This window comes from Paracoccus sp. TRP (assembly GCF_000185925.1).
GTDB classification, from domain to species: Bacteria; Pseudomonadota; Alphaproteobacteria; order Rhodobacterales; family Rhodobacteraceae; genus Paracoccus; species Paracoccus kondratievae.
This window is the reverse complement of record NZ_AEPN01000002.1, coordinates 158,439-173,762: the sequence shown is the minus strand read 5'-3', so window position 1 is coordinate 173,762 and position 15,324 is coordinate 158,439. Positions and strand designations below refer to the sequence as shown.

Below are 15,324 nucleotides of genomic sequence, written 5' to 3'. Positions count from 1 at the left end.
TTGAAAGAACCCGATGCCCGCAAACGTCAAGAACGATCAGAAACACAATATCCGTACCATCACCACGACTGCCGAGCTGGCCGAGTTCTGCAAACTTGCCAAAGCCCAGCCCTACGTGACGCTTGACACCGAGTTCCTGCGCGAGCGGACTTATTATTCCAAGCTGTGTCTGATTCAGGCTGCGCTGCCTCCGGCTTCGGTCACCAGGACGCCGGGTGGCGTGGCAGTGCTGATTGATCCGCTGGCCGAGGGGCTGTCGCTTGAGCCGCTTTACGACCTGTTCCGCCACAAGCCGACGGTAAAGGTCTTTCACGCGGCGCGGCAGGATCTGGAGATCTTTTTCCACGATGCGGGTGTCATGCCCGATCCGTTGTTTGACACCCAGATCGCTGCCATGGTGTGCGGCTTTGGCGAACAGGTCGGATATGAAACGCTGGTGCGTAAGATTGCCCGCCAGCCGCTGGACAAATCTTCGCGCTTTACCGACTGGTCGCACCGCCCTTTGTCCGATGCGCAGGCATCCTACGCGCTGGCTGATGTGACACATCTGCGCGCGATCTATGAATTCCTCTCGGCGCAGCTAGAAAAGACCGGCCGCGCGCCGTGGTTGGCCGAAGAAGTGGCGGTTCTGCTTAACCCCGAGACCTATATTACCCGCCCCGAGGACGCGTGGGAGCGGGTGCGCACTCGCTCGGGCTCACCCCGTTTCCTTGCGGTGGTGCGCGAACTGGCACGTTTCCGCGAGACCTATGCGCAAGAGCGCGACATCCCGCGCGCCCGCGTGTTCAAAGATGACGCGCTGATCGAGCTGGCCTCGACCCGCCCGCTGACCGAAGGCGATCTTGCCAAGTCGCGGCTGCTTTTGCGCGATGCGCGCCGGGGCGAGATCGCGAATGGCATCCTCGCCGCCGTCAAGGTGGGGGTCGAGACGCAGGATCTTCCCAAACCCGCACCGGAAGAGCCGGGCCGCCCCGGTAACGCTGCGCTGGCCGAGCTTTTGCGCGTGCTGCTAAAGGCCAAAGCTGATGCCGCAGGGGTCGCGCCTCGTCTGATCGCTTCGGCGTCGGATCTGGATGCCATCGCGTCGGGCGCACGCGATCTGCCCGCGCTGGCTGGTTGGCGGGCCGAGGTCTTTGGCAATGATGCGCTACGGCTGGCGGCTGGCGAAATTGCGCTTTCGGCCCAGAATGGTTCGGTCCGCGTCGTGCCGGTGCCGATCGCATCCTGATCGGATACGGGCCGGTCCGCCCAGATCCAGTGGGCGGATCGGGCAGGTCATGCGTTACTTGCGCGCGGCCTTCTCTTCGATGCCCGAACGGCCCTCGCGACGGTCAAGCTCATGCTCGACCTCGATCAGCGTCACATCGCGCGCGGCCAGCATGACAAGCAGGTGGTATAGCGTATCCGCCGCCTCGCTGATCAGCCGCTCGCGGTCGCCTTTAACCGCCTCGATGATCGCCTCGATTGCTTCTTCACCGAACTTCTCGGCGCATTTTTCGGGTCCCCGCGACAGCAGCCGGGCGGTCCAGCTGGTTTCGGGATCGGCGCCACGGCGCGCTGCGATGGTTTCGGCCAGGCGGTAAAGGCCGGTCTGGGGCAGGTCGCTCATGTCAGTCGTACCGGGATGCCCGCGGCGGCCAGATGCTCCTTGGCCTCGCGGATGGTGAAAGTGCCAAAGTGAAAGATCGAGGCTGCGAGCACGGCCGAAGCACGGCCTTCCAGCACGCCCTCGGCCAGATGTTCCAGCGCGCCGACCCCGCCCGAGGCGATGACGGGGATCGAGACGGCATCGGCGACGGCCCGGGTCAGCGGGATGTTAAAGCCGGATTTGGTGCCGTCGCGATCCATGCTGGTCAGCAGGATCTCGCCCGCGCCCTTGGCGGTGACGGTGCGGGCAAACTCAACCGCATCAATGCCGGTCGGTCGGCGCCCGCCATGGGTAAATATCTCCCATTTCCCCGGGGCCACGGTCTTGGCGTCAATGGCGCAGACGATGCATTGGCTGCCAAAACGGTCGGCCGCCTCGGCGATGACGTCGGGGTTTGCGACGGCAGCCGAGTTAAAGCTGACCTTGTCTGCGCCCGCCAGCAGCAGATCCCGCACGTCCTTATGGCTGCGCACACCACCTCCAACCGTCAGCGGCACAAAACAGGCCTCGGCGGTACGTGTCACCAGATCGAACATGGTGCCACGGTTTTCATGGGTGGCATGGATGTCGAGAAAGCAGATCTCATCCGCGCCAGCCGCGTCATAGGCGCGCGCTGCCTCGACCGGATCGCCCGCATCGACGAGATCGACGAAATTCACGCCCTTGACCACTCGGCCATCGGCAACGTCCAGACAGGGGATCACACGGGTTTTAAGCATGACGCTTTGCTACCTTGTCCTGCGCGTTCAGGCCAGCGCCTTCAGCGCGGCGTGCAGGTCGATCGCGCCGTCATAAAGCGCCCGCCCTGAGATTGCCCCGGCGATGACGCCTGTGTCGCGCAGTGCCAGCAGATCCTGCATCGAGCTGACGCCGCCCGAAGCAATAACCGGTATATTCACTGCCCGCGCCAGCGCTTCGGTTGCCGCAATGTTCGGACCACCCATGGCCCCGTCGCGGTCGATGTCGGTATAGATGATCGCGGCGACCCCTGTGTCCTCAAAACGGCGGGCGAGGTCTGCTGCCATCGCATCGGTTTCCTCGGCCCAGCCGCGCGTTGCAACCCGGCCGCCGCGTGCGTCGATACCAACCGCGATCTTGCCCGGGAAAGCCATTGATGCTTCATGGACCAGCGCCGGGTTCTCCACTGCGACTGTGCCCAGAATGACCCGCGCCAACCCGCGTTCAAGCCAGCTCTCGATGGTCGCCATGTCGCGGATACCGCCACCCAGTTGGGCGGGTACATCGACGGCGGCAAGGATCGCTTCGACAGCGGCCGCGTTGACCGGCTTGCCAGCAAAGGCGCCATTCAGATCGACCAGATGCAACCATTCCGCCCCGGCGTCCTGAAAGGCGCGCGCCTGCGCGGCCGGGTCTGTACCAAAGACGGTCGCCGCCTCCATATCGCCACGCAACAGGCGCACGCAGTTGCCGTCCTTGAGGTCGATCGCGGGATAAAGGATCATCGCATCTCTCCTGATAGCGTGGCGCACCTTTGCCACAGCCAGAGCCGATCCGAAAGACCCGTGGCCCTGCAACACGCGCCGCTAAAGCGACCCCACGTCAGGCTTGATCGGCGATATCCCGCACCCTCATCCTGCCGACATAACCACATCCCAGGGAGGGGAATCAGAATGAAGATACCGGCTTTCGCAGCCATGCTTTGCCTTGTCGGCACCATTGCCCAGGCCGACGGCATCAGCGGCATCTTTCAGACCCAGGCGAATGACGACGGCAATGTCGGCATGGTCGAGTTCTATGACTGCGGCGGCAAATATTGCGGCCGTCTGATCAAAAGCTTTGACAAGGCGGGTAAGGAAATCTCTTCGCCTCATACCGGCAAGAACATCGTCGCCGGGATGAACGATGACGGAGGCGGCAAATTCTCGGGTGGTACGATCTGGGATCCGGGCGCGGACAAAACCTACAAGTCCAAGATGCAGTTCGACGGCAAAACGCTGAACGTCTCGGGCTGTGTCGCGGTCTTTTGCAAGACACAGCGCTGGGTACGGGTCAAATAGCCCCGGCTTCTTTCGTGCCCAAATATCCCGGGGGAACGCCCCTGAGGCCCCGTTGAGGGGCCTCAGGGGCGTGGGGGGGGGGGCCCCCCCCCCCCCCCTCACCCTCGCTCACGGGTTCCAGCGCAGAAAGTTGCCAATGATACGCAAACCCACGGCCTGAGATTTCTCGGGGTGGAACTGGGTGCCGGCGATATTGTCGCGCCCGACCACAGCCGTTACCGGCCCGCCGTAATCGGCGGTCGCCAAAAGATGCGCGGGATCGTTCACGCGAAACTGCCAGCTATGGACGAAATAGGCATGGTCCCCGGTCGAGATGCCATCAAGCAGCGGGTGCGCCTGCAGCACGGTCAGATCATTCCAGCCCATATGCGGGACCTTTAGCCCCGGCGCGCGGATGGGGTCGATTTCTCCCCCGATCCAGCCAAGGCCCGCGGTATCACGGTATTCATGCCCGATCTCGGCAAGCATCTGCATGCCGACGCAAATACCCATGAAGGGAACGGCGCGGGCAAGTACTGCCTCGCGCAATGCTTCGACCATGCCGGGCACGGCCTCCAGCGCCGCACGGCAGGCCGGAAAGGCGCCGTCGCCGGGCAACACCAGCCGGTCCGCACGGGCAACCACCTCAGGGTCCGATGTCACGACCACCTCAGCACCTGTCTCGCGTCCCATGAGCGCGAAAGCCTTTTCGGCCGAGTGCAGGTTGCCGCTGTCGTAATCGACCAGCGCAACCCGCATCAGAGAGCGCCCTTGGTCGAAGGCAGCACACCTGCCATGCGCGGGTCGGGCTCGACCGCTTCGCGCAGCGCCCGTGCTATCGCTTTGAAGGTCGCCTCGGCAATGTGGTGGGCGTTGACGCCATGCAGGCGATCGACATGCAGCGTGATGCCGCCATGGGTCGAAAGCGCCTGAAAGAATTCGCGCACCAGCTCGGTGTCGAAACTGCCGATTTTTTGCGCCGGAAAGTCGACGTTCCAGCCCAGCCACGGCCGCGCTGACAGATCCAGCGCCGCCCGCACCAGCGCGTCGTCCATCGCCAGATGGAACGAGCCATAGCGCCGGATACCAGCCTTGTCGCCCAGGGCTTTGGTCAGCGCCTGACCAAGGGCGATGCCGGTATCCTCGACGGTGTGGTGATCGTCGATGTGCAGATCGCCCTTGGCCCGCACCCTCATGTCGATGAGAGAGTGCCGGGCCAGCTGGTCCAGCATATGGTCAAAAAAGCCAACGCCGGTCTGGTTGTCATAGCGACCGCTGCCGTCAAGATTGATCTCGACCTCGATTTCGGTCTCTGCCGTCTTGCGGGTGATCTTTGCGCGGCGCATCTGGCGTCTCTCCTCATGCAGGCTTGCTGTCTTATAGGGCCGCAGCCGCCGCCTGAAAAGCCGATGCGCAAGCAAGGATCCGACGGCAATTTCCGCCTGTTCTTGTCATATGGCCGACGCAATGCGAAAAGTGACGGGCGACCCGCAAAGGACGAGCGACCCGAAAAGGATCCTGGCCGATGAGAGATGACCTGAACGGCAGCGAACGGCGGTTGATCGCGGCCTTGGACCGCATTGACCAATTTATCGACCGTGTGGCGCAAACCGGCGCCACTTCCTCGGATGCACCCTACGCCGCGCCAGAGGGCGAGGCCGAGGCGCGGCTGCAGGAAATCAGCGCCGAAAATCAGCGTCTTTCACAGGAACTTGCGGTCCAGCACGAACGTCAGGCCGAAACCCTGGCGACCTGCGAGGCACGACTGGCCGAAGCGCACCAGCGCCTTGTTCATGCCGGGCAAGAGATCGCGCGGCTTGCCCGTGCAAATGAGGTGCTGGCGACTGCCAACCGCGCCCTGATCGAGGACCGCTCCTCTGACGAGTCGCAGGATGATATCCGTTGCGCGCTTGAGGCCGAAATCGAATCGCTTCGCGCCGCGCGTGATGCCGAACGCGCGCAGATGGACGATATCATCGGGACGCTTGATCGCATGATCGGCACCGCGCCGCTGCCTGCTGCGTCCAAGGGGCAGGATGGCCCGCAGGAAGGTTCCAATCTGGACGAGGAAAGGGGCTGAGCCATGGCCGAAGTCGACTTCTCGATCGGACACAAATCCTACACTCTGGCCTGTCAGGAGGGGGAGGAGCGGCTGCTGAAACGCGCTGCCTCACTGCTGGATAACGAGGCGCAGGCGATTCTGGCGCAGGCAGGCCGCATGCCCGAGCCGCGGCTGCTTTTGCTTGCCGGGCTGATGCTCGCAGACCGGACCTCGGCGCTTGAGGATCGTGTCGCCTCGCTGGAGCGTGAGCTGGCGCGGCACAAGACCAATCCGCAGCGGGTCGAAGTGCCGGTGGTGCCCGAATCGCTTGTCGAAGCGATGGCCGAACTGGCCGCGCGCGCCGAGGCACTGGCCCAAAAGGCCGAGGATCAACTGGCGGATTGACCTTTCCGCCCCGCAAGGAATGCAAGGCCGCTCCCACCGGGGCGGCCTTCCCATTTGGGCGATTCTACCCCGTCGCACGGCGCCTGTCTGATACGTAAACCCTGATGAAAGCTGCTCAGATTCGGTGGGCGATGCAGCGGGATATGTCTGAGCATTTTCCGAAAAATCAAATTAACATACTGAAAATATTAAATAATAAAAACGACAAGAGGGAACGTCTTTTCTGTTGAAATAAACGATAAAGTCTGTCGTAATTAAGGTCATGAGGAGAGCCTCATAGGCAGATTAAGAGGACAAGGCATCATGATCCGCAGCATTCGCGTGACCGACAGCCAACTGGCCCATGGCCGTGTGATCCGGCGCCATCTCGACGGCCGCCTGACGGTCGAGGATGGCACCAAGCGCATGACCGGCTACCCGCTGAACCCCGGTTTCCTGGATCGCTGCCTGGGCTTTTCGATGCGGCGTGTCGTGGCGATCGCGGCGACCATCGTGGGTATCGGTCTGGCCGGTCAGGCCTCTGCCGATAACTCGTTGCTGAACGTCAGCTATGACCCGACGCGTGAACTTTACCGCGCAGTAAATGCCGCCTTTGCCGCGAAATGGGAGGCCGATGGCCACCCGGCCCCCAGCATCGAGACATCACACGGCGGTTCGGGTGCGCAGGCACGTTCGGTGATCGACGGGCTCAAGGCGCAGGTCGTGACGCTGGCGCTGGCCTCGGACATCGACCAGATCGCGGCCAAGGGCCTTTTGCCCGAGGACTGGCAGTCGCGCCTGCCGCACAACAGCTCGCCCTATACCTCGACCATCGTTTTCCTTGTCCGTGAGGGGAACCCCAAGGGGATCCAGGACTGGGGTGATCTGGTCAAGGAAGGGGTCGAGGTCATCACGCCGAACCCCAAGACTTCGGGTGGTGCGCGCTGGAACTACCTTGCCGCTTGGGCCTGGGCGCAAAAGAACGGTCAGGACCCCAAGGAATTCGTGACCGAGCTGTTCAAGCACGTTCCGGTTCTGGACAGTGGCGCGCGTGGTTCGACCACGACCTTTACCCAGCGCGAGATTGGCGACGTGCTGCTTGCCTGGGAAAACGAGGCTTATCTGGCGCTGAACGAACTGGGTGAAGACCGTTTCGACATCGTCGTGCCCTCGGTCTCGATCCTGGCCGAACCGCCGGTCGCGATCGTGGACAAGAACATCGTCGACGACGAGCAAAAGCAGCTGGCGGACGCCTATCTGAACTTCCTCTACTCGCCCGAGGGGCAGGCGCTGGCCTTCAAGCACTACTACCGTGCCTGGGATGAGAGCGCAGCGGATCCGGCGGACGTGGCCCGTTTCCCCAAGCTCGACCTTGTGACCATCGCCGACTTCGGCGGCTGGAAACAGGCCCAGCCCGAGCACTTTGGCGACGGCGGCACCTTCGACCAGATCTATTCGGGGAAGTAACCCATGGCGCTTGCGCTACGTTTGCAGAAATCTCCCATGCCGGGCTTCGGGCTCGGCATGGGTATTACGCTGGCGATGTTGTCGCTGGTCGTTATCCTGCCGGTCGTCGCGCTGCTGGCGCGTGGTGTCAGCTACGGCCCCGAGGCCGTCTGGGCGACGATCAATACGCCACGGGTCTGGGCGGCGCTTTATCTGTCGTTCCGGCTGGCGTTTCTGGCGGCGCTGTTCAACCTCGTCTTTGGCTCTCTGCTGGCATGGGTGCTTGCACGCTATGACTTTCCCGGCCGCAGGCTGATCGACGCGTTCGTGGATCTGCCCTTTGCCCTGCCGACAGCGGTGGCGGGCATCGCGCTGACTGCGCTGTACGCGCCGAACGGCACTTTTGGCAGCATTGCCAAAAGCCTTGATGGCAAGATCGCCTATACGCAGTGGGGCATCCTGATCGCGTTGATCTTTGTCGGTCTGCCCTTTGTCACCCGCACGGTTCAGCCGGTGATCGCCGAGATCGAGCAAGAGGTCGAAGAGGCCTCGGCCACGCTTGGGGCAGGGCGCTTTTACACGATGCGCCGGGTGATCCTGCCAATAATGTTGCCCGCGGCGCTGACCGGTTTTGCGCTGTCGCTTGCGCGTGCGGTCGGCGAATATGGCTCGGTCATCTTCATTGCCGGCAACCTGCCGATGAAGACCGAAATTGCACCCCTGCTGATCGTCATCAAGCTGGAAGAGTTCGATTATGGCGGTGCCGCCGCCATCGGTATCGCCATGCTTGTCATCTCATTCTCGATGCTCCTGGTGATCAACCTCATCCAGATCTGGAGCCGACGGAGGATCGGTCATGTTTGACGGCTCGCCCGAGGATCATATCCCCGTTCCCGCTGCCCGGACCTCGGCCTGGCGTCCGGTGACGCAGGAAAGCCCGCTGGTGCGCGCGGTGCTGATCGCCGTGGCACTGGGCGGGTTGGCCATTCTGGTAGTCGCCCCGCTGATCGTGGTCTTTGCCGAGGCATTGGCCAAGGGTGCGGGCGAGGCCCTGCGATCGCTGGCCAAGCCCGAGGCGCTGTCGGCGATCCGCCTGACCCTGATCGTCGCGGCGATTACCGTGCCGCTGAACGCGATCTTTGGCATTGCCGCAGCATGGACGATCACCAAGTTCGATTTTCGCGGCAAAGCCTTTCTGATCACGCTGATCGACTTGCCGTTTTCGATCTCGCCGGTGGTGGCTGGCCTGGCGCTGGTGCTGCTCTTTGGCACCAACAGCCTGATTGGTGGCTGGTTGGTCGCACAGAACTTTCCGATCATCTTTGCCCTGCCGGGGATCGTGCTCGCCTCGATCTTCGTCACTTTTCCCTTTGTCGCGCGCGAACTGATCCCGGTGATGATCGAACAGGGCCGCGCTGAGGAAGAGGCGGCGCTGACGCTCGGTGCTTCGGGCTGGCGGGTGTTTCTGACCGTGACCCTGCCGAATATCAAATGGGCGCTGCTATACGGCGTGCTTTTGTGTAACGCCCGCGCCATGGGCGAATTTGGTGCTGTCGCCGTGGTCTCGGGCAAGATCCGCGGCCAGACCGCCACCATGCCGATCACCATCGAGATGATGTATAACGAGTATTTCTCGGTGGCGGCCTTCAGCCTGGCGACGGTCCTGGCTCTGCTTGGCCTGCTGACCCTTGCGCTTAAGACCTTGCTGGAATGGCGCCATGCCGATCAGCTTGCCGCAACCCGCCGCCATTGAGGTGACCCATGCATATCGAGATTGACGAGATCGCCAAGACCTTCGGCTCTACGACCGCACTGCAGCCGGTCAGCCTCGCCATTCCTTCTGGGGCGCTGGTGGCGCTTCTGGGCCCTTCGGGGTCGGGCAAGACCACGCTTTTGCGCATTCTCGGCGGGCTTGAATTCCCGACCTCGGGCCGGGTGCTGTTTGACGGACAGGACGCAACCGGCCTGACCGTGCAAGAGCGTCGTGCCGGCTTTGTGTTCCAAAGCTATGCGCTGTTCCGCCATATGACGGTATTTGAAAATATCGCCTATGGTCTGCGTGCACGTCCGCGCCGTTCACGCCCGCCGCATGCTGAAATTGAGCGGCGGGTCACCAAACTGCTTGAACTGATCCAGCTGCCCCAGATCGCTGATCGCTACCCAAGCCAGCTTTCGGGTGGCCAGCGCCAGCGGGTCGCGCTGGCCCGGGCGCTTGCGATCGAGCCGCGGATGCTGCTGCTTGATGAGCCGTTTGGCGCGCTGGACGCCCGCGTCCGCAAGGAACTGCGTCAGGGCCTGCGCGAAATCCATGACACGACCGGCCTGACCACGGTCTTTGTCACCCATGACCAGGATGAGGCGATGGAGCTGGCCGATCTGGTGGTGGTGATGTCCATGGGCCGGATCGAGCAGGTCGGCCGTCCGCAAGACATCCGTGCCCGGCCCGCGACGCCTTTCGTGCGCGAATTCATCGAGGCCTGATCCCGCTTTCCCCTTGCCCGCATGGCGCGCTAGCCTTGCGGGCAAAATAAGGGGGGAGCCATGGATGCCTATGCCCATCTCAAGGTACTGGTCAGCCTGATCCTGGGCCTTGCCATTACCCGTGTTCTGTCGGGTCTGTCGCGCCGGTTGCAGTTTCCTGCCCGGACCGAGGGGATGTTCGTCCATATTGTCTGGTCAATGGTGCTGCTGCTGTCGGCGGTGCATTTCTGGTGGTGGGAATTCGCATTGCGCGACATCGCCACCTGGCACTTTGGCATCTATGTCTTTGTGCTGGCCTATGCCTCGCTGCATTTCCTGATGGCGACGTTGCTGTATCCCGACGCCCATTCCGAACATGCGGAAAGCGAGCGCTTCTTTATCACCCGGCGGCACTGGTTCTTTGGGATCTTCGCGGTCTCGTTCCTATTTGATCTGATTGATACGGCGATGAAGGGGCGGGCGCATTGGCAGGCTCTGGGTTCGGAATATCCGTTGCGCCTGCTGATCGGGGTCTCGATTGCCCTTTTGGCGATGCGGACCGGACGTCCCCGCAGCCTGCTGATTCTGGGTATCGTCTGGCTTGTTTATGATCTGTCATGGATCATTCGCCGCTATGATAGCCTGAACTAAGCGGGGTGGCGGTTCAGCCGCCAGCCAGTTGCCTGGCAAAAGCGAAAGGGCGGGGCGCGGTTTTTTGGCTCTGGCACGGCGCGGACCCTTGCGACTTTGACGGCCTTGGCTATAACCCCGGACGATTTATCAGCCGCCAGCCCGAGGGACCGCCATGCCGAAAAGAACCGATATCAAATCCATCCTGATCATCGGTGCCGGTCCCATCGTCATCGGTCAGGCATGCGAGTTCGACTATTCCGGCGCTCAGGCCTGCAAGGCGCTGCGCGAAGAGGGTTACCGGGTCATCCTGGTGAACTCGAACCCCGCCACGATCATGACCGATCCAGAAATGGCGGATGCAACCTATATCGAGCCGATCACCCCCGAGGTGGTTGAAAAGATCATCGCCAAGGAACGGCCGGACGCGCTTTTGCCGACCATGGGCGGGCAGACCGGGCTGAACACCGCACTGGCGCTGGCCGATGCTGGGGTGCTGAACCGTTACGGCGTCGAGCTGATCGGGGCGCAGCGTGCCGCCATCGAAATGGCCGAAGACCGCAAGCTGTTCCGCGAAGCGATGGAGCGGATCGGGCTGGAAAACCCCCGCGCCACCATCGTTTCGGCGCCCAAACACCCCAATGGCACCTATGATATCGCCGCCGGCATCGCCATTGCGATGGAGGCGCTTGAGGATATCGGCCTGCCCGCGATCATCCGTCCCGCCTTTACCCTTGGTGGTACCGGGGGCGGCGTCGCCTATAACCGTGACGATTACGAACGTATCGTCCGCTCAGGCCTTGAGGCATCCCCGGTTGCGCAGGTGCTGGTCGACGAAAGCCTGCTTGGCTGGAAGGAATACGAGATGGAGGTGGTGCGTGACCGCGCCGACAACGCCATCATCGTCTGCTCGATCGAGAACGTCGACCCGATGGGCGTTCATACTGGCGATTCGATCACCGTCGCACCTGCGCTGACCCTGACCGACCGCGAATATCAGCGTATGCGCAACGGCTCGATCGCCGTGTTGCGCGAAATCGGGGTCGAAACCGGCGGTTCCAACGTCCAATGGGCGATCAACCCCAAGGATGGCCGTATGGTGGTGATCGAGATGAACCCGCGGGTGTCGCGGTCCTCGGCGCTGGCCTCGAAAGCGACGGGCTTTCCCATCGCCAAGATCGCGGCCAAGCTGGCGGTCGGCTATACGCTGGACGAACTGGACAACGACATCACCAAGGTCACCCCGGCCAGCTTTGAGCCCTCGATCGACTATGTCGTGACCAAGATCCCGCGCTTTGCCTTCGAGAAATTCCCCGGCTCAAAGCCCGAGCTGACCACTGCGATGAAGTCGGTGGGCGAGGTCATGGCCATCGGCCGCAGCTTCCATGAATCGCTGCAAAAGGCGCTGGCCTCGATGGAAAACGGGCTGACCGGCCTTGACGATATCGAAATCCCCGGCGCGCCCGACAAGGCGGCGATCATCAAGGCGATCAGCCAGCAGACCCCCGACCGTCTGCGCCTGATTGCTCAGGCCATGCGCCACGGGCTCGGCGACGACGAGATCCAGCACGCTACCGCCTTTGATCCCTGGTTCCTGGCCCGCATCCGCGAGATCGTCGAGGCCGAGGCCGGAGTTCGCGCCTCGGGTCTGCCTGCGGATGCCGAGGGGCTGCGCAAGCTCAAGATGATGGGCTTTACCGACGCGCGTCTGGCCAGGCTTACCAGTAAGTCCGAGGCCGAGATCCGTCAGGCCCGCCGTACCCATGACCTGCACCCGGTCTTTAAGCGCATCGACACCTGCGCGGCCGAGTTTGAGGCCCAGACCCCCTATATGTATTCGACCTATGAGGCCCCGGCGATGGGCGAGGTCGAAAACGAAGCCCGTCCCTCGGACCGCAGGAAGGTGGTGATCCTTGGGGGCGGTCCGAACCGGATCGGTCAGGGGATCGAGTTCGATTACTGCTGCTGCCATGCCTGTTTCGCGCTGACCAAGGCCGGTTACGAAACGATTATGATCAACTGCAACCCCGAGACCGTCTCGACCGACTACGACACCTCGGACCGGCTGTATTTTGAACCGCTGACGATGGAACATGTGCTCGAGATCCTGCGGGTCGAGCAGGAAAACGGCACTTTGCACGGCGTGATCGTCCAGTTCGGTGGCCAGACCCCGCTGAAACTTGCCAATGCGCTTGAGGCAGAGGGGATTCCGATCCTTGGCACCTCGCCCGATGCCATCGACCTTGCCGAGGACCGCGAGCGGTTCCAGAGGCTGCTGAACGATCTGGACCTGAAGCAGCCGGTGAACGGCATCGCCCATTCGGACGCCGAGGCCATCGAGATCGCGCAGCGCATCGGTTTCCCGCTGGTCATCCGTCCCTCTTACGTGCTGGGCGGCCGGGCGATGGAAATCGTGCGCGACATGGATCAGCTCAACCGCTACATCCGTGAGGCGGTGCAGGTTTCGGGCGACAGCCCCGTGCTGCTTGACAGCTATCTTTCCGGTGCAATCGAGGTTGACGTTGACGCGCTGTCGGACGGGAAAACCGTCCATGTCGCCGGTATCATGGAGCATATCGAAGAGGCGGGCGTTCACTCGGGCGACTCGGCCTGTTCGCTGCCTCCCCATACGCTGGATAGCGAGACGATCGCCAGGCTGAAGGTCCAGACCGAGGCGATGGCCAGGGCGCTGAACGTCGTCGGCCTGATGAATGTGCAATTCGCGCTGAAGGACGGCGAGATCTATGTGCTGGAGGTCAACCCGCGCGCCTCGCGTACCGTGCCCTTTGTCGCCAAGGCCACCGACAGTGCCATTGCCTCGATCGCTGCGCGGCTGATGGCAGGTGAGCCTATGTCGAACTTCCCCGTCCGCGCGCCCTATCCCGAAGGGGTCGGCCCCGAAGATGATCTGCCCTTTGCCGATCCGCTGACGCTTGCCGATCCGAACACCCCCTGGTTCTCGGTCAAAGAGGCGGTGCTGCCCTTTGCCCGTTTCCCCGGGGTCGATACCTTGCTTGGCCCCGAGATGCGTTCGACCGGCGAAGTGATGGGGTGGGATCGCAGCTTCCCCCGCGCCTTCCTTAAGGCGCAGATGGGGGCAGGGACGCATCTGCCGAACGGCGGGCTGGTCTTTATTTCGGTCCGTGACGCCGACAAGACGGCTGAGCTGGCCCGCGCGGCGGGCGAGTTGACTGCCATGGGCTTCAAGCTGGTCGCGACCCGCGGCACGGCTGAATTCCTGCGCGGTTCGGGTGTTGAGACCGAACTGGTGAACAAGGTCTATGAGGGCCGTCCGAACATCGTTGACCGGCTGAAAAACGGTGAAATCGCGATGGTTCTGAACACGACCGAGGGCGCGCAGGCCATCGCCGATTCGCGCGAAATCCGGGCCGTGGCGCTGAACGACCGGATTCCCTATTTCACCACAGCGGCGGGCAGCATTGCCGCGGTCGCCGCGATCAAGTCGCGCGGCGAGGGAGAGGTCGGGGTCAGAAGCCTTCAGGCCTAGGCTATTGCCGCCGGGGGCGGTCAACGCTGGTAGAATGGGGATACGGGAACCATGAGCTTTAACACCTTCGGCCGCGTGTTCACCTTTACCACCTGGGGCGAAAGCCACGGTCCCGCGCTTGGCGCGACCGTGGACGGCTGCCCCCCTGGCGTGGCTCTGGACGAAGGCTGGGTTCAGCAGTTCCTTGACCGCCGCCGGCCCGGCAGCTCGAAGTTCACTACCCAGCGGCAAGAGCCGGATCAGGTGCGCATCCTGTCGGGCGTGTTCGAGGGTAAGACCACCGGCACGCCGATCCAGCTGATAATCGAGAATACCGATCAGCGCAGCAAGGATTACGGTGACATCGCCCAGGCCTTCCGTCCCGGCCATGCTGATATTGCTTATCACCTGAAATACGGCATCCGTGATTATCGTGGTGGCGGGCGCTCTAGCGCGCGAGAGACCGCGGCGCGGGTCGCGGCGGGGGGCGTGGCACAGGCGGTATTGCGCGATCTGGTCCCGGACCTGCGCATCATCGGCTATATGGTGCAGATGGGTGATCTGCACCTTGACCGGTCACAGTTCGACGCGGACGAGATCGGCCGGAACCCGTTCTTTTTGCCCGATGCCAGCGCCGTTCCGGCGTGGGAGGATTATCTGAACGCGATTCGCAAGGCGCAGAACAGCGTGGGCGCGGCGGTCGAGGTGCTGATTCAGGGCTGTCCGCCCGGTCTTGGCGCCCCCGTCTATGCCAAGCTGGACACTGACCTTGCCGCTGCGATGATGTCGATCAACGCGGTCAAAGGGGTCGAGATCGGCGAGGGCATGGCGGCCGCCGCGCTGACCGGCACTGCTAATGCCGATGAAATCCGTATGGGTAACGATGGTCTGCGCTTTTTGTCGAATCATGCCGGGGGGATTCTGGGCGGAATCTCGACCGGGCAGGACATTGTCGTGCGATTCGCGGTCAAACCGACCAGTTCGATCCTGACCCCGCGTCGCACCATCAATCAGCGCGGCGAAGAAATCGAGCTGATTACCAAAGGCCGTCATGATCCCTGCGTCGGCATCCGTGCTGTGCCGATTGCAGAAGCTATGGCTGCCTGCGTTATTCTGGATCACCTGCTGCTCGACCGGGCACAGACGGGGGGACAGCGCGGCCGTATTGGCTAAGCGGATCTGCCCGGGTGCGAAAATCATCTTCGCCGCGATTGTCGCTGAACTGTTACAT

16 protein-coding genes are annotated in these 15,324 nt (G+C 62.7%); 11 read left to right on the top strand and 5 right to left on the bottom strand.

What is annotated here, in order from left to right:
- Window positions 1-49: 49 nt before the first annotated feature.
- Entirely contained in the window at window positions 50-1,228 is a 1,179-nt protein-coding gene (gene rnd / locus PARACOCCUSGL_RS0102095) for a ribonuclease D (RefSeq protein WP_029371322.1), read from the top strand.
- A 54-nt stretch (window positions 1,229-1,282) separates the two neighbouring features.
- On the opposite strand, the gene PARACOCCUSGL_RS0102090 is transcribed toward rnd, so the two are convergent.
- From PARACOCCUSGL_RS0102090 to hisA, 3 genes are read right to left on the bottom strand one after another with little or no spacing between them, the layout of a single operon-like run.
- On the bottom strand, window positions 1,283-1,609 hold the full coding sequence (locus PARACOCCUSGL_RS0102090) for a phosphoribosyl-ATP diphosphatase (RefSeq protein ID WP_010392536.1): 327 nt from the start codon (window positions 1,607-1,609) through the stop codon (window positions 1,283-1,285).
- Entirely contained in the window at window positions 1,606-2,367 is a 762-nt protein-coding gene (gene hisF / locus PARACOCCUSGL_RS0102085) for an imidazole glycerol phosphate synthase subunit HisF (RefSeq protein ID WP_010392535.1), read from the bottom strand. Before hisF ends, PARACOCCUSGL_RS0102090 begins: the two co-directional genes overlap by 4 nt.
- A 27-nt stretch (window positions 2,368-2,394) precedes the next feature.
- A complete protein-coding gene (gene hisA, locus PARACOCCUSGL_RS0102080) occupies window positions 2,395-3,111 on the bottom strand; it encodes a 1-(5-phosphoribosyl)-5-[(5-phosphoribosylamino)methylideneamino]imidazole-4-carboxamide isomerase (RefSeq protein WP_010392533.1) in 717 nt (238 codons plus the stop codon).
- Between the two features lie 168 nt (window positions 3,112-3,279).
- On the opposite strand from hisA, the gene PARACOCCUSGL_RS0102075 reads away from it, so the two are divergent.
- A complete protein-coding gene (locus PARACOCCUSGL_RS0102075; RefSeq protein WP_010392531.1) occupies window positions 3,280-3,666 on the top strand; it encodes a DUF2147 domain-containing protein in 387 nt (128 codons plus the stop codon).
- Window positions 3,667-3,774: 108 nt separating this feature from the next.
- On the opposite strand, the gene hisH is transcribed toward PARACOCCUSGL_RS0102075, so the two are convergent.
- The gene (gene hisH, locus PARACOCCUSGL_RS0102070; protein ID WP_010392529.1) at window positions 3,775-4,404 is read right to left on the bottom strand and encodes an imidazole glycerol phosphate synthase subunit HisH; all 630 of its coding nucleotides are present in this window, start codon (window positions 4,402-4,404) and stop codon (window positions 3,775-3,777) included.
- Window positions 4,404-4,991, bottom strand: a complete 588-nt coding sequence (gene hisB, locus PARACOCCUSGL_RS0102065) for an imidazoleglycerol-phosphate dehydratase HisB (RefSeq protein WP_010392528.1) — start codon at window positions 4,989-4,991, stop codon at window positions 4,404-4,406. Before hisB ends, hisH begins: the two co-directional genes overlap by 1 nt.
- A gap of 179 nt (window positions 4,992-5,170) precedes the next feature.
- On the opposite strand from hisB, the gene PARACOCCUSGL_RS0102060 reads away from it, so the two are divergent.
- From PARACOCCUSGL_RS0102060 to aroC, 9 genes are all read left to right on the top strand, one after another.
- Window positions 5,171-5,725 (top strand): hypothetical protein, encoded by a 555-nt coding sequence (locus tag PARACOCCUSGL_RS0102060; RefSeq protein ID WP_010392527.1) that lies wholly within the window; start codon window positions 5,171-5,173, stop codon window positions 5,723-5,725.
- A gap of 3 nt (window positions 5,726-5,728) precedes the next feature.
- Window positions 5,729-6,091, top strand: coding sequence for a cell division protein ZapA (locus PARACOCCUSGL_RS0102055; RefSeq protein ID WP_010392526.1), 363 nt, complete (start codon window positions 5,729-5,731; stop codon window positions 6,089-6,091).
- A 459-nt stretch (window positions 6,092-6,550) separates the two neighbouring features.
- Window positions 6,551-7,537 carry a sulfate ABC transporter substrate-binding protein gene (locus PARACOCCUSGL_RS0102050; RefSeq protein WP_029371318.1) on the top strand — a complete coding sequence of 329 codons (987 nt, stop codon included), beginning with the start codon at window positions 6,551-6,553 and terminating at the stop codon, window positions 7,535-7,537.
- Between the two features lie 3 nt (window positions 7,538-7,540).
- Window positions 7,541-8,380, top strand: coding sequence for a sulfate ABC transporter permease subunit CysT (gene cysT, locus PARACOCCUSGL_RS0102045; protein ID WP_010392524.1), 840 nt, complete (start codon window positions 7,541-7,543; stop codon window positions 8,378-8,380).
- Window positions 8,373-9,269 (top strand): sulfate ABC transporter permease subunit CysW, encoded by an 897-nt coding sequence (cysW, locus tag PARACOCCUSGL_RS0102040; protein WP_010392523.1) that lies wholly within the window; start codon window positions 8,373-8,375, stop codon window positions 9,267-9,269. Before cysT ends, cysW begins: the two co-directional genes overlap by 8 nt.
- An 8-nt stretch (window positions 9,270-9,277) precedes the next feature.
- Entirely contained in the window at window positions 9,278-9,997 is a 720-nt protein-coding gene (locus PARACOCCUSGL_RS20180; RefSeq protein ID WP_010392522.1) for a sulfate/molybdate ABC transporter ATP-binding protein, read from the top strand.
- A gap of 60 nt (window positions 9,998-10,057) precedes the next feature.
- Window positions 10,058-10,627 carry a hypothetical protein gene (locus PARACOCCUSGL_RS0102030; RefSeq protein ID WP_010392521.1) on the top strand — a complete coding sequence of 190 codons (570 nt, stop codon included), beginning with the start codon at window positions 10,058-10,060 and terminating at the stop codon, window positions 10,625-10,627.
- 154 nt (window positions 10,628-10,781) lie between these two features.
- Complete coding sequence (carB, locus tag PARACOCCUSGL_RS0102025; RefSeq protein ID WP_010392520.1) at window positions 10,782-14,114, top strand: carbamoyl-phosphate synthase large subunit; 3,333 nt, start codon at window positions 10,782-10,784, stop codon at window positions 14,112-14,114.
- A 51-nt stretch (window positions 14,115-14,165) separates the two neighbouring features.
- The gene (gene aroC, locus PARACOCCUSGL_RS0102020; protein WP_010392519.1) at window positions 14,166-15,266 is read left to right on the top strand and encodes a chorismate synthase; all 1,101 of its coding nucleotides are present in this window, start codon (window positions 14,166-14,168) and stop codon (window positions 15,264-15,266) included.
- Window positions 15,267-15,324 lie beyond the last annotated feature (58 nt).